The organism is Curtobacterium sp. KBS0715 (genome assembly GCF_005938005.2).
In the GTDB taxonomy this organism is placed as follows: Bacteria; Actinomycetota; Actinomycetes; order Actinomycetales; family Microbacteriaceae; genus Curtobacterium; species Curtobacterium flaccumfaciens.
Genome location: NZ_VCCA02000001.1, coordinates 955,269 through 978,187 on the forward strand (window position 1 = coordinate 955,269; position 22,919 = coordinate 978,187).

23 protein-coding genes and 1 pseudogene are annotated in these 22,919 nt (G+C 72.4%); 13 read left to right on the forward strand and 11 right to left on the reverse strand.

The features are described from left to right. Window positions 1-5: 5 nt before the first annotated feature. The 3 genes from FFG40_RS04705 to FFG40_RS04715 all read right to left on the reverse strand — a co-directional run bounded on the left by FFG40_RS04705 (window position 6) and on the right by FFG40_RS04715 (window position 1,879). Window positions 6-512 (reverse strand): Dps family protein, encoded by a 507-nt coding sequence (locus tag FFG40_RS04705; RefSeq protein ID WP_017886495.1) that lies wholly within the window; start codon window positions 510-512, stop codon window positions 6-8. 113 nt (window positions 513-625) lie between these two features. Further along, window positions 626-1,138 carry a MarR family winged helix-turn-helix transcriptional regulator gene (locus FFG40_RS04710; protein ID WP_027464983.1) on the reverse strand — a complete coding sequence of 171 codons (513 nt, stop codon included), beginning with the start codon at window positions 1,136-1,138 and terminating at the stop codon, window positions 626-628. Window positions 1,139-1,312: 174 nt separating this feature from the next. Next, window positions 1,313-1,879 carry an NADPH-dependent FMN reductase gene (locus tag FFG40_RS04715; protein ID WP_027464982.1) on the reverse strand — a complete coding sequence of 189 codons (567 nt, stop codon included), beginning with the start codon at window positions 1,877-1,879 and terminating at the stop codon, window positions 1,313-1,315. A 106-nt stretch (window positions 1,880-1,985) separates the two neighbouring features. Here FFG40_RS04715 and FFG40_RS04720 point away from each other — a divergent pair, with 106 nt between their 5' ends. The 6 genes from FFG40_RS04720 to FFG40_RS04745 all read left to right on the forward strand — a co-directional run bounded on the left by FFG40_RS04720 (window position 1,986) and on the right by FFG40_RS04745 (window position 8,197). Then, window positions 1,986-3,632, forward strand: coding sequence for a glycoside hydrolase family 13 protein (locus FFG40_RS04720; RefSeq protein ID WP_138802418.1), 1,647 nt, complete (start codon window positions 1,986-1,988; stop codon window positions 3,630-3,632). A gap of 101 nt (window positions 3,633-3,733) precedes the next feature. After that, window positions 3,734-5,716, forward strand: coding sequence for a lectin-like domain-containing protein (locus tag FFG40_RS04725; protein ID WP_138802419.1), 1,983 nt, complete (start codon window positions 3,734-3,736; stop codon window positions 5,714-5,716). A 143-nt stretch (window positions 5,717-5,859) separates the two neighbouring features. Then, window positions 5,860-6,519: a DUF308 domain-containing protein gene (locus tag FFG40_RS04730; protein WP_051596596.1), complete on the forward strand. Its 660-nt coding sequence runs from the start codon at window positions 5,860-5,862 to the stop codon at window positions 6,517-6,519. Further along, window positions 6,516-6,779 (forward strand): hypothetical protein, encoded by a 264-nt coding sequence (locus FFG40_RS04735; protein ID WP_027464979.1) that lies wholly within the window; start codon window positions 6,516-6,518, stop codon window positions 6,777-6,779. Before FFG40_RS04730 ends, FFG40_RS04735 begins: the two co-directional genes overlap by 4 nt. A 136-nt stretch (window positions 6,780-6,915) precedes the next feature. After that, window positions 6,916-7,455 (forward strand): RNA polymerase sigma factor, encoded by a 540-nt coding sequence (locus tag FFG40_RS04740; RefSeq protein ID WP_081827229.1) that lies wholly within the window; start codon window positions 6,916-6,918, stop codon window positions 7,453-7,455. After that, window positions 7,445-8,197, forward strand: a complete 753-nt coding sequence (locus FFG40_RS04745) for a hypothetical protein (RefSeq protein ID WP_138802420.1) — start codon at window positions 7,445-7,447, stop codon at window positions 8,195-8,197. The genes FFG40_RS04740 and FFG40_RS04745 overlap by 11 nt, the downstream gene beginning before the upstream one ends. 72 nt (window positions 8,198-8,269) lie before the next feature. Here the strand turns inward: FFG40_RS04745 and FFG40_RS04750 are convergent, their stop codons facing one another. Beyond that, the gene (locus FFG40_RS04750) at window positions 8,270-9,148 is read right to left on the reverse strand and encodes a LysR family transcriptional regulator (RefSeq protein ID WP_027464977.1); all 879 of its coding nucleotides are present in this window, start codon (window positions 9,146-9,148) and stop codon (window positions 8,270-8,272) included. Window positions 9,149-9,229: 81 nt separating this feature from the next. On the opposite strand from FFG40_RS04750, the gene FFG40_RS04755 reads away from it, so the two are divergent. Together FFG40_RS04755 and FFG40_RS04760 are read left to right on the forward strand one after the other, a co-directional pair. Further along, window positions 9,230-10,519: an MFS transporter gene (locus tag FFG40_RS04755; RefSeq protein WP_138802422.1), complete on the forward strand. Its 1,290-nt coding sequence runs from the start codon at window positions 9,230-9,232 to the stop codon at window positions 10,517-10,519. Window positions 10,520-10,649: 130 nt separating this feature from the next. Continuing rightward, window positions 10,650-11,255, forward strand: a complete 606-nt coding sequence (locus FFG40_RS04760; RefSeq protein WP_138802423.1) for a hypothetical protein — start codon at window positions 10,650-10,652, stop codon at window positions 11,253-11,255. Window positions 11,256-11,354: 99 nt separating this feature from the next. Here FFG40_RS04760 and FFG40_RS04765 read toward each other — a convergent pair whose 3' ends face one another. Next, window positions 11,355-12,269 carry a cation diffusion facilitator family transporter gene (locus FFG40_RS04765; protein WP_138802424.1) on the reverse strand — a complete coding sequence of 305 codons (915 nt, stop codon included), beginning with the start codon at window positions 12,267-12,269 and terminating at the stop codon, window positions 11,355-11,357. An 87-nt stretch (window positions 12,270-12,356) separates the two neighbouring features. On the opposite strand from FFG40_RS04765, the pseudogene FFG40_RS04770 reads away from it, so the two are divergent. Together FFG40_RS04770 and FFG40_RS04775 are read left to right on the forward strand one after the other, a co-directional pair. After that, window positions 12,357-12,692 (forward strand): annotated as a pseudogene (locus tag FFG40_RS04770) (DUF4166 domain-containing protein); the annotation flags it as partial. A 303-nt stretch (window positions 12,693-12,995) separates the two neighbouring features. Further along, window positions 12,996-13,973, forward strand: coding sequence for an epimerase (locus FFG40_RS04775; protein WP_138803428.1), 978 nt, complete (start codon window positions 12,996-12,998; stop codon window positions 13,971-13,973). Here FFG40_RS04775 and FFG40_RS04780 read toward each other — a convergent pair. Continuing rightward, on the reverse strand, window positions 13,942-14,916 hold the full coding sequence (locus FFG40_RS04780; protein ID WP_138802425.1) for an EamA family transporter: 975 nt from the start codon (window positions 14,914-14,916) through the stop codon (window positions 13,942-13,944). The genes FFG40_RS04775 and FFG40_RS04780 overlap by 32 nt on opposite strands. 72 nt (window positions 14,917-14,988) lie before the next feature. Between FFG40_RS04780 and FFG40_RS04785 the strand changes: the two genes are divergently transcribed. Continuing rightward, window positions 14,989-15,903 (forward strand): LysR family transcriptional regulator, encoded by a 915-nt coding sequence (locus FFG40_RS04785; protein WP_138802426.1) that lies wholly within the window; start codon window positions 14,989-14,991, stop codon window positions 15,901-15,903. Window positions 15,904-16,017: 114 nt separating this feature from the next. On the opposite strand, the gene FFG40_RS17365 is transcribed toward FFG40_RS04785, so the two are convergent. The 5 genes from FFG40_RS17365 to FFG40_RS04810 form a co-directional block, all read right to left on the reverse strand. Then, on the reverse strand, window positions 16,018-16,836 hold the full coding sequence (locus tag FFG40_RS17365) for a L,D-transpeptidase (protein WP_313900833.1): 819 nt from the start codon (window positions 16,834-16,836) through the stop codon (window positions 16,018-16,020). Window positions 16,837-16,937: 101 nt separating this feature from the next. After that, complete coding sequence (locus FFG40_RS04795; protein ID WP_138802427.1) at window positions 16,938-18,056, reverse strand: hypothetical protein; 1,119 nt, start codon at window positions 18,054-18,056, stop codon at window positions 16,938-16,940. Window positions 18,057-18,236: 180 nt separating this feature from the next. Then, window positions 18,237-19,622 carry an adenylosuccinate lyase gene (gene purB, locus FFG40_RS04800; protein WP_111053913.1) on the reverse strand — a complete coding sequence of 462 codons (1,386 nt, stop codon included), beginning with the start codon at window positions 19,620-19,622 and terminating at the stop codon, window positions 18,237-18,239. Next, window positions 19,619-20,131 (reverse strand): low molecular weight protein-tyrosine-phosphatase, encoded by a 513-nt coding sequence (locus FFG40_RS04805; RefSeq protein ID WP_017886476.1) that lies wholly within the window; start codon window positions 20,129-20,131, stop codon window positions 19,619-19,621. Before FFG40_RS04805 ends, purB begins: the two co-directional genes overlap by 4 nt. A gap of 47 nt (window positions 20,132-20,178) precedes the next feature. Further along, a complete protein-coding gene (locus FFG40_RS04810; protein ID WP_027464967.1) occupies window positions 20,179-20,577 on the reverse strand; it encodes a phage holin family protein in 399 nt (132 codons plus the stop codon). 61 nt (window positions 20,578-20,638) lie between these two features. On the opposite strand from FFG40_RS04810, the gene FFG40_RS04815 reads away from it, so the two are divergent. Both FFG40_RS04815 and FFG40_RS04820 read left to right on the forward strand, forming a co-directional pair. Continuing rightward, window positions 20,639-21,718, forward strand: coding sequence for a histidinol-phosphate transaminase (locus FFG40_RS04815; RefSeq protein WP_071246258.1), 1,080 nt, complete (start codon window positions 20,639-20,641; stop codon window positions 21,716-21,718). Between the two features lie 23 nt (window positions 21,719-21,741). Beyond that, the gene (locus tag FFG40_RS04820; RefSeq protein WP_138802428.1) at window positions 21,742-22,878 is read left to right on the forward strand and encodes a thiamine pyrophosphate-dependent dehydrogenase E1 component subunit alpha; all 1,137 of its coding nucleotides are present in this window, start codon (window positions 21,742-21,744) and stop codon (window positions 22,876-22,878) included. The last annotated feature ends 41 nt before the right edge of the window (window positions 22,879-22,919 follow it).

The window sequence follows — 22,919 nt, forward strand, 5'->3', positions numbered from 1 at the left end:
GGCCCCTACGCGTGCGCCGACGCGTCGGCGACGGCGGGCGTGGTGGCGGAGGCCAGCGGAGTGCTGGGCGCGCGGTTCTCGGCGGAGACCATCCACGCGAGCTGCTCGAGGCGCTCGATGAAGCCGTGGAGCAGGTCCGCGGTCGTCGGGTCTTCCTCGTCGACCTCGTCGTGGACGTCGCGCATGGTGCCGGTCGCCTGGTACAGCCGGAGCGTGACCTGGTCGATGGCGTCGTGCGTGGTGATCTCGCCCGAGGGGAACGCGTCGAGGTGGCTTCCCGCGGAGACGGTCGCCGAGCGGCCGTCCGGCACGAGGTACAGCGCGCGCATGCGCTCGGCGGTGTCGTCGGCGAACTCACGAGCCGCGTCGACGATCTCGTCGAGCTGCAGGTGGAGGTCGCGGAAGTTGGTGCCGAGGATGTTCCAGTGGGCCTGCTTGCCCTGCAGGTGCAGGTCGATGAGGTCCACGAGGACCGCCTGGAGGTTCTTGGCCATCTTGTCCGAAGCGTGCATGGTTGTGGCTCCTTTCGCGTCGGTGTGACCGTTCCGGTCTACGCGGTGCCCCAGTGCACGCTCTCAGTGCGCTCGGAGGCAGCGTCCCCCGGGGTCGTCCGGCGCGGTGCCGCTCAGTGCGACGGCGCGGGGTCGACCTGGTCGACGGCCTCGCGCATCTGCTCCAGGAAGCCGGCGACGATCCGGGCCTCGGACGCGGGGAGTCCCTCGGCGATCGACATCATCCGGCGGTGCATCACGCCGAGCGTGGCGCGGACCTCGTCGTCGGTCTCGGTCGTCGGCGTGATGACGAGCGCCCGGCGGTCGGTGGGGTGCGGGTCGCGGCGGACGTGGTTCGACTTGACCAGGCGGTCGATGAGGATCGTCGTCGAGGCCGACGAGATCTTCAGGTACGCGGCGAGGTCCTTCGGGCTCACGGCGGTGCCGGAGCGCTGCGCCTGCAGCAGGAAGCGCACGGCGAGCAGGTCGGTCTCGCCCATGCCCATCGAGTCGCGGGTCCGGCGGCGCATGGCCGTCTCGGCGGATCGGTACCGGCGCAGGGCGTTGAGCACGGCGACCCCGCGTTGGGTCGCGTCGTCGTCCGGGAACCAGTACCCGGACGCCTCGGTGATCTCCTGCGTCGACATGGCGTTCAGGGTAACCCGTCTCGTATCTCGGTCGTCTAGCGGACTCCCGGGTTCCGCCACGTCCGGTGCGTCCGCACCGTCCGATGCGTTCGCAACGACCGTTGCGTCCGCACCGGACGGACAGGAGGCCCGTGGCGGGGTCGCCACGGGCCTGGTGTCCGGTGGTTCGTCGCGTTACGCGGCTGCCTGCTCGTCCGTGCCGGCTGCGGCCTCGGCGAGCGCGGTGAGCGCGCCCTGCACGAGCGTCGTGACCTCGGCGTCCTCACGCGGGTGGGTCTCCGCGAAACGGACGACCGACTGCGGGATGGCGACCTTGACGTCCTCCAGGACCTTCGCACCGGCGATGCCGGCGGCCTTGCGGGCGTCGTCGTGCGCCCAGACGCCGCCGTACTGGCCGAACGCCGAGCCGATCACGGCGAGGGGCTTGCCGGACAGCGGCGAGGCGCCGAACGGACGCGAACCCCAGTCGAGCGCGTTCTTCAGGACGGCGGGGATCGTGCCGTTGTACTCGGGGGTGATCAGCAGGACGGCGTCCGCGGTGGCGACGGCGTCGCGGAAGGCGACGGCAGCGGCGGGCGGGGTGTCGCCGTCGATGTCCTCGTTGTAGAACGGCAGGTCGACGATGCCGTCGAAGGTGTGCAGCTCGATGCCCTCCGGCGCGTGGTGCGCGGCGGCCTCGGCGAGCTTGCGGTTGATGGAGTCGGCGCGCAGGCTGCCGACGAGGACGAGGACGTTCGTCATGGAGCTCCTTCTGTTGCGGGATGCTGTTGCTGGACGGAAAGGTGTCAGCGACAACCAATGCGATCGTACGGGGCGCTATTCCCAGCCCCCTGGGTACGGTGGCGACGTGACCACGCTTCGGACCCCGGCCAGCACGCCACGAACCACCGACCCGACCTGGTGGCGCGATGCCGTCGTCTACCAGGTCTACCCACGCAGCTTCGCCGACACCGACGGCGACGGGCTCGGTGACGTCGCGGGCATCACGAGCCGGGTGCCGTACCTGGCGTCGCTCGGTGTCGACGCGCTGTGGCTCTCCCCGTTCTTCCCGTCGCCGCTCGCCGACGGGGGCTACGACGTCGCTGACTACCGTGCCGTCGACCCGAAGCTCGGGTCCCTCGACGACCTCGACGCCCTGGTCCGGGCCGCCCACGAACACGACCTCAAGGTCATCGTCGACATCGTGCCGAACCACACCTCGGACCAGCACGAGTGGTTCCGGGCCGCACTGGCGTCCTCGCCGGGGTCGGCCGAGCGGGCGCGGTACGTGTTCCGCGAGGGGTCCGGCGACTCCGGGGAACTGCCGCCGAGCGACTGGGTGTCGAACTTCGGCGGCAGCGCGTGGACCCGGGTTCCGGACGGGCAGTGGTACCTGCACCTGTTCGCCCCCGAGCAGCCGGACCTGGACTGGTCGAACCCCGAGGTCCGCGCCGACTTCGAGGACACGCTGCGCTTCTGGTCCGACCGCGGTGTCGACGGGTTCCGCGTGGACGTCGCGCACGGTCTGGCGAAGGACCTGTCGACCCCGTACCGGCCGTCGAACGAGCAGGACCTGCCGCTCGACGGTTCCGACCCGCTGTACGACCGCGATGAGGTGCACGAGATCTTCGCCACCTGGCGTCGGGTGCTCGACGAGTACGAGCCGCCCCGTGCCGCGGTCGCCGAGGCCTGGGCCCCTGCACCCCGCCGCGTCCTGTACGCCCGGCCGACGGAGCTCGGGCAGGCCTTCAACTTCGACCTGCTCGAGGCCCCGTTCGAGCCCGAGGCGTTCCGTCGGATCATCGAGCGGAACCTGGCCGCCTCGGAGCACTCGGGTGCCTCGAGCACCTGGGTGCTGTCGAACCATGACGTCGTGCGGCACCCCACCCGGTACGGCCTGCCGGACGGTACCGACACCGACGCCTGGCTCATGACGGACGGCACGACGCCGGAGCTCGACCGTGCACGGGGGCTCCGACGGGCACGCGCGGCGACGCTGCTGATGCTGGCGCTGCCGGGGTCGTCGTACGTGTACCAGGGCGAGGAGCTCGGGCTGCACGAGGCCGCCGCGATCCCGCGCGACCTGCTGCAGGACCCGAAGTGGCTCCGTACCGGGCACACCGTGAAGGGCCGGGACGGCTGCCGCGTGCCGATCCCGTGGACGCGCTCCGGGCCGTCGTTCGGCTTCGGGGACGTCGCACCGCACCTGCCGCAGCCGCAGGACTTCGGGGAGTCCTCGGTCGAGGCCGAGGACGGCGATCCCGGGTCGACCCTGTCGCTGTACCGCCGGGCGCTGGCCGCACGACGTCGGCTGCAGCAGGGGGAGGCGCTGACGTGGCTGGAGTCCGGCTCCGAGGTCGTGGCGTTCGCCCGGCACGACGGGTGGCGGTCGTTCACGAACTTCGGCACGGAGCCGGTGCCGTTGCCCGCCGGCACGGTCGTCGTCGCGTCGGGACCGCTCGACGAGGTCTCTCCCGGTGTGCTGCCCGGCGAGACGACGGTGTGGTTGGCCTGAGCGGACAGGTTCTTCCTCCACAGCCCGGAGGCCCGTGGTGGCGTTCCACAGATCGTCTCGCCGCCGCCCGGGGGTGACCTCCCGATCGCGAGCATCGGGGCATGACAGATCCCACTCCTCCAGCATCCGGTCCACGACCACTCCGGTCGCGGGTCGTCCGCCGCCTCGCTGCGGTCGGCGCCGCGCTGACCGCCCTCGGCGTGCTCGCGGCGCCCGCCGTGCTCCCGTCCGAGTCGAGCGCCGCTGCGCTCGACTTCCCCTACGTCAACGAGTTCTCCAGTGCGTCCGGCGGCACCCTGCAGGGTGACGCCGCGGTGTCCGACGGCCGCCTGCGACTCACCGACGACGTCCGGGACCAGGCCGGTTCCTGGTCGACGAACGACACGTTCCCCTCCGACACCGGGCTCGAGATCGAGTTCACCTACGCCATGTACACCGCGAAGGACGACCCCGGGGCCGACGGCCTGCTGCTCTACCTGGCCGACGGGGCCGCACCACAGGGTGTCGGGTCGTACGGCGCCGGCCTCGGGTACGCCTGCCGCAGCACCGAGACCGAGGGCGGTGGACGCCCGTGCGACCTGCCGGGGGTCCCCGGTGGCTTCGCCGCGGTCGCGATCGACCACTACGGCAACTTCTCGTCGCGCATCAACGACTCCGGTCCGGGTGCCCAGGCCGACCACGTCGTCGTCCGCGGTTCGGGTGACGGGACCGATGGCTACCGCTACGTCGCCGGCGTCGCGGCCCCCGGCGGCACGGTGACCGACGGCGCCACACCGCGGAAGGTCCGCGTCACCCTGCTGCCCGAGGCCGACGGCGGCCTCGCCGTGACGGTCCGGATCCAGGCCGGCGGGGCCCTGCGGACGGTGCTGGACTCGGTGCCGCTGCACGGCGACGGACAGGCCCCGCTGCCGAGCACGCTCCGCCTCGGGTTCGCCGCGGCCACCGGCAGCCACGTCGACAAGCACGAGGTCGACGCGCTGCAGGTGTGGAAGCCGGCGGACCTGTCGGTCGAGCACGACCTGCCCGCGACCGTCACGGCCGGCGACCCCGTCCGGTACGACGTCACGGCTCGGAACCCCGGTCCGAACGCCGCCGATCCGAGCCCGTTGCACGTCGACGTGCCGGACGGCATCCAAGACGTCACCTGGACGTGCACCGCGGCGGCGGGCTCCGCCTGCGCGACCGCGACGGGGAGCGGTGACGTGGCGACCGACCTGTCCCTGCCCCGCGACGGTTCGGCCGTGGTGACGATCGAGGGGCGGGTCGCCGCGGGCACCGAGGGGAGCCTGGAGAGCGTCGCCACGATCGCCACGCCTGCGTCGTTGTCCGACACGAACGAGACGGACAACGTCTCGCGGGCGAGCACGACCGTGACGGCACCGGCGGCCGTCGCGCACGTCGAGACGGACAAGTCGGTGTCGCCGTCGACCGTCGAACCCGGTGACGAGGTCGAGTACCTCGTGACCGCACGGAACCGGGGTCCGGCGGTCGCGGAGCACGTCGGGGCCGTCGACGACCTGCCCGAGGCCATGCGCTTCGCCGGTTCGGACGACGGGTGCACCGCCGAGGGGCAGCGCGTGACGTGCCGATCCGACGTCTCGCTCGACGTGGGGGAGACCCGGGCCTTCCGGATCCGCGCCGTGCTCGATCCGGGCTACCGGGGGGACGGATCCGACGTGGTGAACGTGGCGACCGCGACCTCGCCGACCGACCCGGACGGGGGCGACCCGTCCACCGGTGTGGCGATCGTCGTCGACCCGGACGACGACGGACCGGCGCCGAGCCCTGCGCCGACGACCGGTCCTGCACCGGACGACGGGGACGGATCCGGTGCCGGCGGTTCCGGTGAGGGCGGCCCCGGCGACGGCCCCGGGGCGGGTGCTGACCACGGGCGTGCGGGTGCTCCGGCAGCTGACCACGGAGCCACCGCGCCCGTGGGAGCCCTCGCCTACACCGGCGCCGAAGGGGTCGGCTTCGCCGCCGCGCTCGCCGCCCTGGCCGCCGCCGTCGGATCCGTGTGCTGGTGGCTCGCCCGACGTCGTGCCCGCCGGGACGCGCCGACCGACGACCCGCAGCAGCCCTGAACACCGCCGGGACGGCACCGGACGCGGTGCCGTCCCGGCGCACGGGTGTGCACGTCCACAGGGGGTGGAGCCGCCGCCGGTCGGGCGTTCACCCCACCGGCGGTAGGATCGGATCCACGATCCGCATGCCCGAAAGAGGTCTCGTGTCCGACACCGTGGACGACGCCACCACCGTGGAAGACGCGACCCAGCGCGCGCGGTACTGGCCGATCCCGATCCTCCGGGCGGTCCCCGCAGCGGTCGTCGCGATGGTCATCACCTTCTCGACCAACCACGCCGCGGGCTACGGTCTCGTGCTGTTCGGCGGCTTCGCCCTGGTCGAGGGCCTCGTGCTCCTGTTCGCCGGGATCTCCCGACTGCCCCTCGACGGCCGTTCGCGTCGCACGACCCTGCTGCAGGCCGTCATCACCCTGCTCGCCGCGGTCGCCGCGTTCGCGTGCAACGGGTTCGGACTGCCGGCCTTCATCACGGTCATCGTCGCGTTCGCGGTGCTGACCGGGGCCCTCGAGCTGTCGCAGGGGCTCCGTGCCCGGCGTCGCTCACCCTTCGCTCGCGACTGGACCACGATCGGCGGCCTCACGCTGCTGCTCGCGGTCGCCTTCCTCGTCACGCCGCCCGACTACTCCCAGCAGCTCGGTGGCGTGGAACAGGTCACCGGCACCCTCGACGCCTCGATCGTGCTCGTCGGCCTGCTCGGCGCGTACCTCGCCATCACGGCCGTCTTCCACGTGATCGCCGGCCTCTCGCACAAGTGGGGCACGGCCACGCCGGCCGTCGCCCCGGACGGAGCACCACACGCATGACCACCCCCAGCCGTCGTGACCGTCTGCGCCCGGTCGAGCTCCTCGGGATCTCCGCGATCGTCGCGGTGTTCACCGGGCTCGTCGTGCTGTTCTCGACGCGGGAGCTGCAGCTGGCCGTGATCTTCCTCGGCGTTGCGTTCATCGTGGTCGTCGTCGTGCTCGCGATGCTGCAGCTCGCCTCGTCGAGCGAGCAGGACGACAACGACATGCTCGGCGGACACAAGACGCCGGGCGAGGGCGACGGCGACGACTTCCACTGAAGGCTGACGGCTGACGGCTGACCCAGCGGCGACCGTGTCCTGACGCCGGACACGCCCGAGGTCACGAATCAGGAACGGTCCTGTCAGGATCGCGGGTCCTGCCGACACCTCTGGGTGAAGGAGGTGGGATGTGGACGTGACGACCGGCACCGACACGGACGAAGGACTCGTCCGTGCGATGGCACAGGGGGACACCGGAGCGCTCGCACGAGCGTTCGACCGGTACGCCGCCACCCTCACCCGGTACGCCTGGGCACTCGTGGACAACCGCTCCGACGTCGAGGAGATCGTGCAGGACGCGTTCCTCACGCTCTGGCAGCGGGCGGCGACCCTCGAGCTGCCGGCGGACACCGTGCTGCCGTGGCTGCTCGTCGTCTGCCGCAACCACGCCTTCAACACCGGCCGCAAGCAGGCCCGTCGTCGCGCGGACGAACTCCCCGAGCACCTCGCCTCGCCCGCCGACCACGACGAGGCCCGCGAGACCCTGCGCTGGGTCCGTGCCGAGATCGCCGCGCTCCCCGACCTCGACCGCCGCATCTGCGAGCTCTGCCTCCTCGAGGGGTACTCCTACGCCGAAGCCGCGGAGCTCCTCGGTCTCACGGTCGGTGCGGTCACCCAGCGGGTCTCCCGCAACCGACGTCGACTCAAGAAGGCGGTGATGCACGATGAACACTGAACCTCCCCAGGGAGACGAGCTGCAGCGCATGCTCGTCTCGATGAAGCAGAACGTCCTCGAACGCGCCACGCCCCGTCCGAAGCGACGTCGTGGTCGCTCGGGCGTCGTGGTCGGCGTCGTCGCCCTGCTGGCACTCGGCACCGCGACCGGTGCCGTGGCCCTGACCCTGTCGCAGCAGAACGCCGACCCGGTCGCCGCTCCCACCCAGACCCAGCAGCCCGAACCGTCGCCGTCCGCGACCACGCCGAGCTCCGCCCCGATCACGGGCGCCCCGATCCCGAAGCCCACCCCGACCCCCACCGTGGCGACGATCCCGGCGACCTGCCGCGACATGGTGCCGGCGGAGGACTACACGCGGCTCTTCGGGGATACTCCGCTGACCGAGATCTCGAAGGCGAAGGACGGGACGGCCGGCGGCGATGGTGAAGACGTCACCTGGGCGGACGGGGAGTCGGAGATCATCTGCAACTGGGCCGACCCGCGGGCGGACGTCAGCGGGCTGACCATGACCATCGGGACGGCCGGGCCCGGGGCCGCGGACGTGCTCGCGACCAGTCCGCTCCAGTGCGAGGACCGTGACGGCGGCCGGGTGTGCCAGTCGTCCGTCCGCGCCGAGACCGGCCCGGTCGACCAGGTCTCCACCTTCTTCCTGCGCGACGACACTTTCATCGTGATCCGGCAGGCGAACTTCCCGACGAACGGTCTGCTGGACGCCGTGGTCGGGGAGATCTGGGGGGACTGACGGCCTGGAGGCACGTGGCGGACCCGACCCGTGCCTCCAGTCCGTCGGTGGGGTCCACCCACCGACGCCGCGTCACCCCACCCGCGCCGCCACGATGTCGCGTGCCAGCGTCCGGACCGCGCGGCTCGGCTCCGGGGACGTCCTGACCGCCAGACCGATGCGGAGCGGTTCGACCTCGTCCTCCAGGTCGAGCACCGCACCGTCGTACCGCACCCCCGAGTCCGGCACGACCCCGACACCGAGGCCGGCCGAGGCGAACCGGATCACGGCGGGCATGTCGTTCATCTCCGCGACGATGCGCCGCCGGATGCCGAGGCGCTCGAGTGCCCCGTCGAGGATGATCCGGTTGCCGAACCCGTGCGCCGTGTCGACGAAGGGTTCATCGGCGAGTTCGGCGAGCGACACCGACGACCGGCCGGCGAGCGGGTGGTCCGACGCGGTGAACACCCGGAACGGCATCTCCCGCAACGGCTCCACGACGACGCCGGCGGGCACGGTGGGCAGGCCCGTGTAGGCGATGTCGAGCCGCCCGGCGACCAGGTCCTGCACGAGCCCGGTCGTCCCCGACGGCGAGGTCATCAGCTCCACGGCGACGAGCGGGTGCTGCCGTCGGAACCGCTGCAGCACGCCCGTCAGGTCGACGATGTCCATGCTCGTGAAGATGCCGAGCCGCACCCGGCCCCGCAGGTCGGCGTCGTCGGCGGTGGCCAGGTCGCGCATCCGGTCGAGGGACTCGAGCACCGCGCGGGCGTGGGGCAGCAGGTCCTCGCCGGCGGGGGTCAGGACGAGCTGCCGGCCCGTGCGGTCGAAGAGCCGCACCCCGAAGCTGCGCTCGAGCGATGCGATGCCCGCGGACACCGTGGACTGCGCCGCCCAGAGTCGTTCGGCCGCGCGGGTGACGCTGCCCTCGGCGGCGACGGTGACGAACTGTTCGAGCAGTCGGGTCTCCATCGTCCGAGTATCGAACAGATCGATCGTGCACATCAAGCGCATCCGTTGGACTCGATGCACACCGAGCGCGATTATCGGAGCATGTCAACCGTCACCGACACCCCGACGGGCACCGTCCCCGCCACCACCGCCGCTCCCGCATCCGCGAGCGACCGTGTCGTCGCCCCGCGCGGACGCCGTGTCCACACCCGTCGGCGCCACGGTTTCGGCTTCTGGGTCGTCGCCTTCGCGTTCCTCGCCGTCATGGCCTTCGCGACCGTCCCAGCACCCCTCTACGTCATCTACCAGGCCCGCGACGGGTTCCCGACCTTCACCACGACCGTGATCTTCGCGGCGTACGGGGTCGGGGTCGTCGGGTCGCTGTACCTGGCGGGACACCTGAGCGACGTGCACGGGCGGCGCCCGCTCATCCTGGTGTCGATCGCCCTCGAGCTGGTCGCCGCCGTGCTGTTCCTGCTCTGGAACGACGTCACCGGCCTCATCGTCGCCCGGCTCGTGACCGGCCTCGGTGTCGGGACGCTGACGGCGACCGCGACGGCGCACCTCGGTGAGCTCCGGGTCCGTGCGACCGGGTCGAGCGACTCCGCGAAGGGGGCGAGCGTCGCCGCCGGGGCGGTGAACCTCGGTGGGCTGTCGCTCGGCGCCCTGGTCGGTGGAGCGCTCGCCGAGTTCGTCGGGCAGCCGCTCATGGTCCCGTACGTGGTGTTCGTGATCGCGCTGGCCGTCGCGTTCGTACTGGTGCTCGCAGCACCGGAGACGGTCGGCCGCCCCGAGCAGCCCGTGGCCTACCGCCCGCAGCGCATGCAGGCTCCCGAGGGACAGGGTGCCGCGTTCTGGGCCGCCGGTGCAGCCGCGTTCGCCGCGCTCGCCGTGCAGGGCCTCTTCACCTCGGTCGCGCCGAGCTTCCTCGGCACCACCTTCCACGTCACCGACCGCCTGGCCGCCGGGGCCACGACCTTCGGGGTCTTCGCCGCGAGCGCGCTCTCGCAGATCGTCTTCGCCCGGCTGTCGCAGCGTGCGCAGATCCGGCTCGGCATGGTGCTGCTGGTCGTCGGGCTGGTCGTCCTGGCCGTCGCCGCGGTCCTGCTGCAGGTCGCCGGGTTCATCGGCGGCGGGGTCGTCGCGGGCGCCGGGGTCGGCCTGCTGTTCCGCGCCGCGATCGGCAGTGCCGCAGCACTGGTCGGGCCGGAGCGTCGGGGCGGCGTGCTCGCCGCCACGTTCCTCATCGCCTACGCCGGGCTCACCGTGCCGGTCGTGGCCGTCGGGGCGGCGCTGCTGGTGATCCCGACGCTCCCCGTCCTGATCGGGTACGTCGTGCTCGTCGCCGTCCTGGCCGTCGTCGCCGGCACCCGACTGGCCGCGCGCGCCTGACGCGCCACGGGCCTGGCGTCCGCCCGTCGCCTCCCCGAACCGGGTTCCGGACACCGGACCACGCGATCGCGCGGTGCCGTGTCCGGAACCCGGTTCCGTCGTGCGGACGCACTCCCGGCATACTGGGTACGTGCCCCGGAACCGCAACCGTCCCGTGATCACGGGGATCGCGGCCGTGGTCGCCGCCGGTCTCCTCGCCGGCGGGCTGTTCCTGACGGCACGGCAGGGTGCCGACGACCCGACCATCGGCGCCGGTTCGGCCTCACGGACCCCGGCGGATGCGCCGACCGCCGCCGGCGACGGCACCGTCACGATCACCCGCACCGGGCCGGACATGCCCGGCAGCACGGCACTCGGCCGGTGCGACACGACGACCCAGGCGGCCGTCGCGCAGTACGAGACCGAGGCCCTGGGCCGCGTCACCCTGCAGTGCGGCACCGCTGCCCAGGGCTACGAGCACATCCGGGTGCGGCACACCGCCGACTGGCAGGACGTCGTGTCCGGGCACGGCTCGCGCGACTGGGACGACGCCATGCTCACGGCGGTGCAGACGGCCCTCGAGGACCCGCGCCCCGGGTTCCCGCTCGACGCCGGCGACGGCAAGGTCTGCTACGCCGCACCCGTCCGGTTCGACGACGGTTCACGCCCCGACGACGAGCCCTTCGTCAAGGTGATCGTCTCGGCCACCACCGACCGGGTGATCACGGCGTACCCCACGCGCACCGACGACTGCTGACGCCGGCGCTGGCGCTGGCCACCCGTTCCGCGACGGACCACGAGTCGATCACCTGGTGGATCGTCGCGAAACCGGGGCTGGGCGCCCGAGCGCGCGACCCTACGCGTGCACCTCGTACTCGTGCCGCCGGTGCGACGCCGGCTCCAACTGGAACGTCGAGTGCTCCACCGGCACGTCGAAGTGCTCCGCCACGCACCGCTGCAGCTCGTCGAGGATCGCCGGGGCGTGCGCCGTCGAGAAGCAGTGGTCGTCGACGACCACGTGCGCGGTCAGGTTCGGCACCCCCGTCGCCACGAGCGTCGCGTGCAGGTCGTGGACCGCGATGACGTGGTCGAGCTCGAGGATGTGGCCCCGCACGTCGTCGAGGTCGAGCCCCGGCGGCGTCGACTCGAGCAGCACGTTCGCGGTCTCGCGCAGCAGCCGGATCGCCCGCGGCAGGATGAGCAGGCCGATCAGGATCGCGGCGACGGAGTCCGCCCGCTCCCACCCGGTCAGCATGAGCACGACCGCGGCGATGATGACGGCCACCGACCCGAGGGTGTCGTTGAGGACCTCGAGCCGGGCGGCACGTGAGGTGAAGCCCTCGCCCGAGGCGCGGAGCAGCACCGCGTAGGCCACCAGGTTGCCGACGAGTCCGACGATGCCGAAGACGAGCAGCGGCCCGGAGTGGATCTCCTCCGGCACGATGAGTCGCTGGACCGCCGAGATGATCACGTAGACGCCGACGGCGAGCAGGATCGCGGCCTGCGCGGTGGCCCCGAGGACCTCGGCCCGCTGGAAGCCCCAGGTGCGCTGCGCGGTCGGCGACCGGCGGGCGAGCCGCGTCGCGACGAGTCCGATGCCGAGTCCGCCGGTGTCGACGACCATGTGCCCGGCGTCGACGAGCAGTGCGAGCGAACCCGTGACCACGGCGCCCACGACCTCGGCGAGCAGGATGCCCGCCGAGATGCAGAACGCGATGAGCAGGGCGCGCTCCGAGGCGTGCCCGACGCCGTGCCCGTGGTCGTGTCCCATGTGCGACATCGTAGGGATCCGCACTGACGACATGCCAGGATCGTCAGCGTGAGCCGGTCGCCCTACGAGCTGTCCACACCACCCGAGGTGCTGGCCCGGCTGCACCCCCGGCTCCGGACGTACTTCGCTGCCGTCCCGCCCGGACACGTCGGTCGCGGCGAGGGCGTCTTCACCGTGGTCGGCACCCCGCGCCGGTGGGTCTGGCCGGTCCTCGCGTGGTTCGCGCGCGACGCCGTCATGTTCCCGGTGTGGGAACGGGACGTGCCCTTCACCGTCGAGAACCGCCCGGCTCGCGTCCGTCGTGGACCCGGCACCGGCCTGGAGGCCCGCCCCGCCGTCCGCGCGCACCGCACCTTCCGGTTCCGCTCGGGAGCCCGCACGATGGTGGACGCCATCACCGCCGAACCCGACGGCCTGGTCGACCACCTCGGTCGCCGCGGGCGCGTCAGCGCGCGTCTGCGGGCGCGGGTCGACGTTGACGGCCCGGACGCGGGCGCCCTGCGCCTGGTTCGTACCCGGGCGTGTGACCCGGGCTCGCAGGCTCGCCCGGCGCACCCCGCGCAACGCTGGCGCGTTGCCGCCGAGCGGGGCGCGCAGAACGATTCGATGACGAAGCCGACCTGCAGCGCGTGTCCCTGGTGCTCACCGCGCCGGTGCTCGGCACGCTGTACCGGTACGAGGGGGCGTTCCGGTACGAGATCGCGCCGGACACAGAACGGGGATGAGATGAGCGACGAGAAGGGCCGCGTCGTGATCGCGGGAGCGAGCGGCTTCGTGGGGCGGTACCTGCGGGACGCCTTCGCGGCAGAGGGCTACCGGGTCGTCACCGTCGGCCGGACCGGCGACGCGGTGTGGGGCAACACCCTGCGCATCCGGGAACTCGTCGACGGCGCCGCCATGGTCGTGAACATGGCGGGCAAGAGCGTCAACTGCCGCTACGGCCGACGCAACCGTGCGGAGATCATGCGCTCCCGGGTGGACACCACGCTCGAGCTCGCCGAGGCCATCCGGACGTCGGAGCACCCGACGCCGCTGTGGATGAACGCCTCGACCGCGACGATCTACCGGCACGCCGACGACCGCCCGCAGGACGAGACCACCGGCGAGATCGGCGAGGGGTTCTCGGTCTCCGTGGCCCGCGCGTGGGAGGACGCCTTCTTCGGCGCCGACCTGCCCGGCACCCGTCGTGTGGCGCTCCGGATGGCGATCGTGTTCGGCGACGGCAGCGCCCTGCTGCCGCTCCTCCGGCTCGCGCAGGCCGGCCTCGGCGGGCCGCAGTACGACGGGCCGTGGGTGCCGACGCGCTCCCGGCTCCGCGCCGGCACGTACCACCACCACCGGCCCACGCACGGTCGGCAGCGCTTCAGCTGGGTGCACATCGCCGACGTCCTCGGGTCCATCCGGTTCCTCCGCGACCACCCGGAGATCGAGGGGCCGGTGAACCTCTCGAGCCCGAACCCGTCCGACAACCGCACCGTGATGGCGACCATCCGCGACGCCGTCGGACGCCGGTTCGGGGTACCGACCTGGCGGTGGATGCTCGAACTCGGGTCGTTCGCGATCCGCACCGAGACCGAACTCGTGCTGAAGAGCCGGTGGGTGGTGCCGACCCGGTTGACCGAGGCGGGCTACGAGTTCCGGTACCCGCACCTGCGTGGGGCGCTCGCCGGGATCATCGCGGAGCGCCGCCAGCACCGGGGCTGAGCACCGGCACCGGGACCCCGTCGACCGGAGCTGGTGCCGGATCCGGCGCCGGGTTCCGGCCCGGTCGTGGCCCGCGGTCCCGCGCCGGACGCGACGACCACAGCACGGCGGCCACGACGACCGCGCCGGCGAGCACCTCGACCAGGTCGGGCACCTCGCCGAAGGCCGCCCACGACGCGAGCACCCCGACCACCGGCACGAGCATCGAGAACGGCGCGACCGTGCTCGAGGGGTAGGTCGCCAGCAGCCGCGACCAGATGCCGTAGCCCACCAGGGTCGCGACGACCACGATGTAGAGCAGGCCGAGGTCGGCCGGCAGCGCCGTCGGCGTGAAGGCGGTGCCGAGTGCGGCCCCGATGCGGTCCGGTCCCTCGACCACGAGCGACAGCACGGCCATCGGCACGGGTGGCACGACCGACCACCACAGGGTCAGGTGCAGCGGGTTCGCGGCGCCCGCCCGCCGGGTCGCGACGTTGCCGATCGCCCACCCGAGCGCACCGCACAGCGCGAGCACGACGGGCAGCAGCGCGGCGGTCTGGGAGCGGTGCAGGGCGATCGCGGCGAGGGCGGCCACGGCGACGGTGACCCCGACGACCTGCCGGCCGGTCAGCCGCTCGCGCAGGAACACCCCGGCCAGCACCACCGTGAAGGGCGCGGAGGCCTGCAGCACGAGCGAGGCCAGCCCCGACGGCATGCCGGACGCCATGCTCAGGTACAGGAACGAGAACTGCAGCACGCCGAGCCCGAGGCCGACCAGCAGCAGTCGCCCGAACGGGATCCGCGGCCGCGGCACGAACAGCAGCGTCGGGACCGCCAGGATCGTGAACCGCAGCGCTGCGAGCAGGAACGGCGGGAAGTGCTCGAGCGCGAGTGCCGTCGCGGGGAAGTTCAGTCCCCAGACCACGGCCACCACGACGGCGAAGAGTCGGTCACGAGCGGTCATGCTCCTCATCGTCCCGGCCCGCACGTTGTAGGTCCATCGAAACCTTCGCGAAGCACGGTGTAGGGTCCCTGCATGGTCGACTTCGATGTGCAGCTGCTCGCGGTCCTCCGCGAGCTCGCCGAGCGTGGCAGTGTCACGGCCGTCGCCGACGCCACCCATCGCACACCGAGCGCCGTCTCCCAGCAGTTGCAGACGCTGCAGCGGCAGGTGGGGGTCCCGCTGGTCGAACGCGTCGGGCGCGGCGTGCGCCTGACCCCGCACGGCCAGGTCCTGGCCGGCCTGGCACCCGGGGTCGCGACCGCCATCGCCCGGGTGGACGCCGCCTGGCAGGAACACCTCGGCGGCACGACCGGACCGGTGTCCCTGGCGATCTTCCCGTCCGCCGCCGAACTGCTGTTGCCCGGCGTGCTCACCCGGATGCAGGCGCACCCCGGCATCGCGCTGACCCTGGTCGACGTGGACGTCGGCGAGGGGGAGTTCGCACCGCTCGCCGCGGACCACGACGTGGTCGTCGGGCACCGGTCGGACGGCGTCCGACCGGCCGATCAGGGATCGGTCGACACCGTGCCGCTCCTGCGCGAACCGCTCGACGTCGCCCTGCCGCCCGGGCACGCCCTGGTCGGCCGCGCACGCGTGGGCATCGACGAGGTCGTCGGGGAACGCTGGATCGGCGTGCCGGAGGGGTACCCGATCGACCGGGTGCTGCACGCGATGGCCGCGGCGACGGACACCCCGCCGAGCGTCGCGTTCCGCACGATCCACCTGCCGGTCATCGAGAACCTGGTGGCGGCAGGGCACGGCATCGCACTCGTCCCGCGGTACACGTCGGGAACGCGGGCCGCCGGGCGTTTCCACCTGGCGGAACTCGCCGACGTCCGTGCCGGACGCCGCATCGAGGCACTGGTCCGCCCCGACCGTGCCGTCCGGCCCGTGGTGCGCACCGTCCTGGAGGCGCTGGTCGCCGTCGCCCTGGAGGTCACCACCTGAGACGGTGGCGCCCACCGCCGGACGCGCGCCGTGCCTCCAGGCCACGTCAGCGCTCCTGGAACGTCAGCGCCCCCGGAACGTCAGCGCCCCCGGAACGTCAGCGCACCTGGAACGTCAGCGCACCTGGAACGGCGTGCCGAGCGGCAGGAGCTCCGCCAGCGCCGTGATGTCGGCGTTGTGCATGCGGACGCAACCGTGCGACGAGTCGGTGCCGATGCTCGACGAGTCATCGGTGCCGTGCAGCCCGATCTGCCCCGGACCACCGCCGAACGAGTTCAGCACGTCGGAGAACGCGGTCGTGCCGTACGCGTACGGGCCGTACCCGGCGTTGGTCGGCGCGAGGAGCTCGGTCAGCGCGAAGTGCCCCGTCGGGGTCGGAGTCCCACCGGTACCGGTCGCGACGGGGTAGCGGTCGACGACCTTCCCGCCCCGGTAGAGCTCGAGGGTGTTGGTCGACCTCGTCACGACGATCGCGTACGGGTCGGCTGACAGGTCGACGGACGTCTCCTCCACCCAGCCGGTGCTGCCGTTCGGACGCTGCGCGAGCTGCACCTGCACCCAGCCGTCCTGCTGCGCGACCACGAGGAACACGAGCGGGGCTCCGGAGGCCTGGGGGTTCGGCAGGGTGGTCGTGACCGCGCCGCCGGGCTCGGCGTGCACCGCGATCGACGCGCCACGGACCGCAGCGACCGTCGACGTCACCGGCGCGTGCACCGCGTCCACCGGAGCGGCGCTCGGCGTCGGTGTCGGGGTCGGTCCCCGGGTCGGGCTGGGCGTCGGCGTGCTCGATGCGACCGACGAGGGCGTCGGGCTGGGCGCGGCGGCCGGAGCGGACCACGGCCGCAGCGCCAGGACGATGATCACCGCGGCGACGGCGACCGCCACGGCGGCGGCGAGCAGCCCGGGGCGGAGTCGTGACGACGGTCGGGGCACGGTGCGGCTCCTCGGTTCTGACGTGGCGACGGCGCCCGGCGTGGAACTGGCCGGACGCCGTCGGACACCGCGGTGGGTGTCGGTTCGGTCGGTGCTGCGGGTCAGCCGGTGAAGGCCGCGTTGCCCGGGACCGGCACCGCGACGGGGGCGGGGTCGTCGACCGGGGCGGGGTCGGTGCCCGGCGTCGTCGGGTCGGCGACGACCGTCACGGCGAAGCTGACCAGGATGCCGCTGTCGTCACCGCTCAGGATGAACGCGACGTCGCCGGCCGGGATGTCGGAGCTGAACGTGACGGTCCCGGAGACGTTGCCGTCCGCGTCGGCGGTGAGGACCTGGTCCGCACCGACGTACTCGAGGTCCTGCAGCAGGATCGCGGGCAGCACCTTCTCACCCGGCAGGAAACCGGTCGCGGTGACCTGCACGCCCGGGTCGCGGAGCGACGACGACGTGGTCGGTGTCTGCACCCGGATCGTGCCGGTCGGCTCGGGGGTGAAGTAGGTGTCGTCGCTGTTCCGGGAGATCCCCGTGACCGTGCCGGCGGCGGTGAGCGTCAGCGCGCCGTACGCGTTGATCGTGGCGTCCGGCGTGGTCGCGGCGAACTGGGCCTGGAAGGCGGCGAGGGTCGCCGGGGTGCCCGCGGCGATCGTGCCGACGGGCAGCGTGGCGGTCCAGGTGCCGTCGACAGCGGTGGGCCCGGTGGCCGAGGTGGTCAGGACGACGCCGTCGCCCGGGGCGTTGTCGGTCGAACCGGCGGTGTCGATCACCAGCGCGTAGCGCGCGTCGCCGGTCGCGATGAGGTCGGCGGTGCCGAGCCCCAGGCCGTCCTGCGACGCCTTCGCCGTGCTGCGGACGTCGGTGAGGTCGGTCGCGGCGCTGCCGGTCGTGGTGTGTGCCAGGAGCGTGCCGGTCGACAGCGTCGCACCGCTCGCACCGAAGGTGGGCGTGCCGCCCGTGGTGAACCAGGTCGCCGGGAAGGCGCCGCTCGTCCAGGTGGTGAGGTCGTCCGCGGTGACCCACTCGGTGCCGGCCGCCGTCGCGGCGCGGCTCTGGGGTGCAGCCTTCGCCGCGGTGCCCTCGCCCACCGTGCCCGTGATGGACTGCTGGGACGCGGTGGGGGTCGGGCTCGGCGCGTTCTCGGCCGTGGCGACGCCCGGGAGGGCGACGAGCGCGGTTGCGAGCGCGGTCACCGCGGCGGCGGTGACGATGGTGGTACGGCGCATGGACGGGTTCTTCCGGTTCGAGCACCCGAGCGGGGTGCAGCGCGGACCCGGTTCCGTGCTCCGCGACGTCGCGGTCCCCCCAGCATCCGACGCGAGCTTACGTGAGGGAGCGTCGCGTGTCACGTGAACGTCAGCCGACGCCGTCCGGCGTCGGCTGACGCCGGACGTCGGTCCTCGACGTCAGACGTCGAGGTGGTCGACCAGCTCGTCCGCCAGACCCGTGTAGGTCGCCGGCGTCAGGTTCGTCAGCCGGGCCTTCGCGCCGTCGGAGATGTCCAGACGGTTCACGAACACGATGAGGTCCTGCTGGCTCACCCGCTTGCCCCGCGTGAGCTCCTTGAGCATCGCGTAGGGGTCCTCGATGTTCGACTGTCCGGCGGTGACCTCGGCACGGATGACCGTCTGGATGGCCTCGGCGAGGACCTCCCAGTTGTGGTCGAGGTCGTCGGCGAGCTTGGCCTCGTTCACGGCGATCTCGCCCAGACCGCGGCGCAGGTTGTCGAGTGCGAGCAGCGAGTGCCCGAACGCGACGCCGATGTTCCGCTGGGTGGTGGAGTCGGTCAGGTCCCGCTGCAGTCGGCTCGTCACGAGGGTCTCGGACAGCGTCGAGAAGAGCGCCGACGAGATCTCGAGGTTCGCCTCGGCGTTCTCGAACTTGATCGGGTTGATCTTGTGCGGCATCGTCGACGACCCGGTCGCACCTGCGACGGGGATCTGGGTGAAGTACCCCATCGAGATGTAGGTCCACACGTCGGTCGCCAGGTTGTGCAGGATCCGGTTGGCGTGACGCACCCGGTCGTAGAGCTCGGCCTGCCAGTCGTGCGACTCGATCTGCGTGGTGAGCGGGTTCCACGTCAGGCCGAGGCCCTCGACGAACTCGCGGGACAGCGCGGGCCAGTCGGCCTCGGGGTCCGCGGCGAGGTGTGCCGAGAAGGTGCCGGTCGCGCCGGAGAACTTGCCGAGGTACTCGCCGCCCTCGATCTGGGCGAGGACGCGCTCGAGCCGGTAGACGACGACCGCGAGCTCCTTGCCGAGCGTCGTCGGGGTGGCCGGCTGACCGTGGGTGTGCGAGAGCATCGGCACGCTCTTCAGCTCGACGGCGAGCGTCCGGAGCTTCTCGAGCACGGCGCGGAAGCCGGGCAGCCAGACCTGGTCGACGGTGTCCCGCACCGTGAGTGCGTAGGACAGGTTGTTGACGTCCTCGCTCGTGGCGGCGAAGTGGGTGAGCTCGGCGATCGCGTCGAGCCCGAGCTCGGACAACCGGCGGCGCACGAAGTACTCGACGGCCTTGACGTCGTGCCGGGTCGTCGCCTCGATGTCGGCGAGCTCCGCGATCTGGTCCTGGCCGAACGTCTCGACGATCCGGCGCAGCGCGGCCTTGTCGTCGACGCTGAGCGGCGAGGTGGTGAACATCGCGTGGTCGGTCAGGAAGATGAGCCACTCGACCTCGACCACGATGCGCGCGCGGTTGAGGCCGGCCTCGGAGAGGTGCTCGCCCACCGTGTGCACGATCGGGTAGTAGCGCCCGTCGAGCGGGCTGATCGGCTGCGGGGGAAGGGGGGTCATGGGGCTCCCTGACGGACTGCCGGCTCGAGCTGGTGGAAGAGCGCCCGGCAGGCCCGTTCGACGGTCGAGAGCACTCGGTCGAACTCGTGCCGGTCCGCGTAGTACGGGTCTGGCACGTCGGCCTGCTGGGGCCAGGCGGCGTCGTACCGCAACAGGAGCGTCACCTTGGCGGAGTCGTCCATGGTCGGGGCCCACGAACGCAGGATGCGCTCGTGGGAGCGGTCGAGTGCGACCACCAGGTCGAGGTCCGGGAACCGGTCCGGGTCGAACTGACGGGCGCGATGCCTGCTGCCATCGTATCCGCGCGCCGCCAGCGCTGCGATCGTGCGCTCGTCGGCGGGTTCGCCGACGTGCCAGTCACCGGTGCCGGCCGACTCCACCTGGAACCGGTCGGCGAGGCCGGCGTCCGCGGCGATCTGCGCGAAGACGACACCGGCCATGGGGGAGCGGCAGATGTTGCCGCTGCAGACGAACGAGACGCGGAACGGGGCGTCGACGTCCTGGGTCATGAGCACATCATGACGCAGGGCGGGGTCCTCCGCGAGGCCCGCCGGGGTCACGCCCGCTGGCGGTTGAGCACCGGGCGGGCGAAGAGCCCGATCAGCCAGGCGAAGACCGCGAGCACGAAGGCACCGACGATGCCCCAGCCGAAGGAGTCGACCTCGAGCCCGAAGCCGAACGCGTCCGAGATGCCCGCGACGATGAGCAGCAGGATCGCGTTCACGACGAACGAGATGAGCCCGAGCGTGAGGATGTAGATCGGGAACGCCACGATCCGGATGACCGTGCCGATCACCGCGTTCACGAGACCGAACACGAACGCCACGAGCAGGAAGGTGAGGACGGTCGCGGTGGTCCCGCCGTCACCGAACGGCGTGACGGAGACGCCGCTGACGATCAGCGTGGTGAGCCAGAGCGCGAGGGCGTTGACGACGAGGCGGACGAGGAATCGCATGCGCCCATGATGCCCTCGCTTCCCCTCGTGGGTGCCGTGGGCCTGCCGGTAGCCTGAACCCGTGAGCGAGCAGCGTGTGCACATCCGGCCCGAGGTGGCCGTCCTCCCCGCGTACAAGCAGGGGCGACAGGCGTCCGACTCCGCCTTCAAGCTGTCGAGCAACGAGAACCCGTTCCCGCCGCTCCCCGGGGTCGTCGAGGCCGTGCAGGCCCAGACCTCGTACAACCGCTACCCCGACGCCACCGCCCTCGCCCTGCGCGCCGTGCTGGCCAACCGCTTCGGGCTGACCGCCGAGCAGGTGCACGTCGCCCCGGGCAGTGTCGCGATCCTGCACGAACTCGCCCGCGCGACCTCCGGCCCCGGTGACGAGATCGTCTACGCGTGGCGCTCGTTCGAGGCGTACCCGGGCGTCGTCACGGTCGCCGGCGCCACCAGCGTGCAGGTGCCGAACCGCGCCGACGGTGGGCACGACCTCGACGCGATGGCCGCGGCCGTCACCGAACGCACCCGCATGGTGCTCGTCTGCTCGCCGAACAACCCGACGGGGCCGATCGTGACCGCCGCGGAGTTCGACGCGTTCATGGCCGCGGTGCCGCAGTCGGTGCTGGTCGTGCTCGACGAGGCATACGCCGAGTTCGTGACGGACGAGGCCGCCGTGCACGGCCACCCGCTGCTCGCCGCGCACCCCAACCTCGTGGTCCTCCGCACCTTCTCGAAGGCGTACGGGCTCGCCGGGCTCCGGGTGGGCTACGCGCTCGGTCCGGACTACGTGCTCGACGCCGTCCGTGCCTGCGCGATCCCGCTGTCCGTGACCGCCCAGGGCCAGGCAGCGGCGCTCGCCAGCCTGGAACGCGAGGCCGAGCTGCTCGAGCGCGTGACCGAGATCGCGGCCCTGCGCGACCGGATCGTCGTCGAGCTCCGGGCACAGGGCTGGGACGTCCCCGACGCCCAGGGCAACTTCCTCTGGCTGCCGACGGGCGAGCGGACGGCCACCGCGGCGGCCGCGTTCGAGGACGCCGGCATCATCGTCCGGGCCTTCCCGCCAGAGGGCATCCGCATCTCGATCGGCGAGCACGAAGCTGTGGAAACGCTCCTCCAAACAGCCCGCTCACTTGTGGGGGACCTCCAGGTGGCCGACTAGTGCCTGGCGCTACGCTGGCCCGCATGTCATTCCGCGCCGCGGCTCCCGCGACGACCACCGTCCGGCTCCTCGACCCCGAGGGTCGGTTCGTGGAGACCGACGAGAACGCCGAGTTCGCCGCCGCCGCGCGGGCGATCCCCGACGAGACCCTGCTGGCGATGCACCGCCGCATGGTGCTGACCCGTCGGTTCGACCACGCCGGCCACAACCTCCAGCGCACCGGCCAGCTCGGCCTGTGGGTGCCCAGCCACGGGCAAGAGGCCGCGCAGACCGGCTCGGCCTTCGCCCTCCGCGCCCAGGACCACGTGTTCCCGTCCTACCGCGAGCACGCCGTCACCATGCACCGCGGCGTCGAGCCGATGGAGATCATCGCGATGTACCGCGGGCAGACCCACGGCGGGTGGGACCCGGACGAGCGCGGCAACACGCACATCTCCACCCTGGTGATCGGCTCGCAGACCCTGCACGCCACCGGGTACGCACTCGGCCAGAAGCTCGACGGCGACGTCGGTACGGGCGACCCGGACCGCGACGCCTGCTCGATCGTCTACTTCGGCGACGGCGCCACCAGCCAGGGCGACGTGAACGAGGCCTTCGTGTTCTCCGCGTCGACCAAGGCCCCGGTCGTCTTCTTCCTGCAGAACAACCACTGGGCCATCTCGGTGCCGGTGTCGGTGCAGTCACCGACGCCGCTCGTCGACCGACCGCGCGGCTTCGGGATCCCGAGTGTCCTGATCGACGGCAACGACATCCTCGCGTCCTACACGGCCTCGGTCGTCGCGACCGAGCACGCCCGCAGCGGCCAGGGCCCGGCCTTCATCGAGGCTGACACCTACCGCATCGGTGCGCACACCAGCTCCGACGACCCGAGCCGGTACCGTGCCGACGGCGAGCTCGAGGAATGGGTCCTCCGCGACCCGATCGTCCGGTCCGAGGCGTACCTGCGCTCGAAGGGTGCGACGGACGAGCAGTTCGCCGCGTTCGACGAAGAGGGCGAGGACATCGCCGCCGACGTCCGACGCCGTACCGTCGCCCTGACCGCACCGTCCGTCGACGTCATGTTCGACAACGTGTACCGCGAACCGCACCCGCGGATCGCCGAGCAGAAGGCCTGGCTCGCCCAGTACGAGGCCGGCTTCGAAGGGGGCGCCCACGCATGAGCACCACCGAGCAGCTCTTCGACTACACCCTGCGCTCCCAC

Bases quoted from the DNA above. Each gene is read 5' to 3' on its own strand.
- FFG40_RS04725 (WP_138802419.1), top strand. From the start codon at position 3,734: ATGACAGATCCCACTCCTCCAGCATCCGGTCCACGACCACTCCGGTCG.
- FFG40_RS04810 (WP_027464967.1), bottom strand. From the start codon at position 20,577: ATGCGATTCCTCGTCCGCCTCGTCGTCAACGCCCTCGCGCTCTGGCTC.
- FFG40_RS04710 (WP_027464983.1), bottom strand. From the start codon at position 1,138: ATGTCGACGCAGGAGATCACCGAGGCGTCCGGGTACTGGTTCCCGGAC.
- FFG40_RS04715 (WP_027464982.1), bottom strand. From the start codon at position 1,879: ATGACGAACGTCCTCGTCCTCGTCGGCAGCCTGCGCGCCGACTCCATC.
- FFG40_RS04780 (WP_138802425.1), bottom strand. From the start codon at position 14,916: ATGACCGCTCGTGACCGACTCTTCGCCGTCGTGGTGGCCGTGGTCTGG.
- purB (WP_111053913.1), bottom strand. From the start codon at position 19,622: ATGACCCCCCTTCCCCCGCAGCCGATCAGCCCGCTCGACGGGCGCTAC.
- FFG40_RS04765 (WP_138802424.1), bottom strand. From the start codon at position 12,269: ATGGGACACGACCACGGGCACGGCGTCGGGCACGCCTCGGAGCGCGCC.
- FFG40_RS04820 (WP_138802428.1), top strand. From the start codon at position 21,742: ATGTCATTCCGCGCCGCGGCTCCCGCGACGACCACCGTCCGGCTCCTC.
- FFG40_RS04775 (WP_138803428.1), top strand. From the start codon at position 12,996: ATGAGCGACGAGAAGGGCCGCGTCGTGATCGCGGGAGCGAGCGGCTTC.
- FFG40_RS04745 (WP_138802420.1), top strand. From the start codon at position 7,445: ATGAACACTGAACCTCCCCAGGGAGACGAGCTGCAGCGCATGCTCGTC.
- FFG40_RS04755 (WP_138802422.1), top strand. From the start codon at position 9,230: ATGTCAACCGTCACCGACACCCCGACGGGCACCGTCCCCGCCACCACC.
- FFG40_RS04750 (WP_027464977.1), bottom strand. From the start codon at position 9,148: ATGGAGACCCGACTGCTCGAACAGTTCGTCACCGTCGCCGCCGAGGGC.
- FFG40_RS04735 (WP_027464979.1), top strand. From the start codon at position 6,516: ATGACCACCCCCAGCCGTCGTGACCGTCTGCGCCCGGTCGAGCTCCTC.
- FFG40_RS04805 (WP_017886476.1), bottom strand. From the start codon at position 20,131: ATGACCCAGGACGTCGACGCCCCGTTCCGCGTCTCGTTCGTCTGCAGC.
- FFG40_RS04795 (WP_138802427.1), bottom strand. From the start codon at position 18,056: ATGCGCCGTACCACCATCGTCACCGCCGCCGCGGTGACCGCGCTCGCA.
- FFG40_RS04705 (WP_017886495.1), bottom strand. From the start codon at position 512: ATGCACGCTTCGGACAAGATGGCCAAGAACCTCCAGGCGGTCCTCGTG.
- FFG40_RS04785 (WP_138802426.1), top strand. From the start codon at position 14,989: ATGGTCGACTTCGATGTGCAGCTGCTCGCGGTCCTCCGCGAGCTCGCC.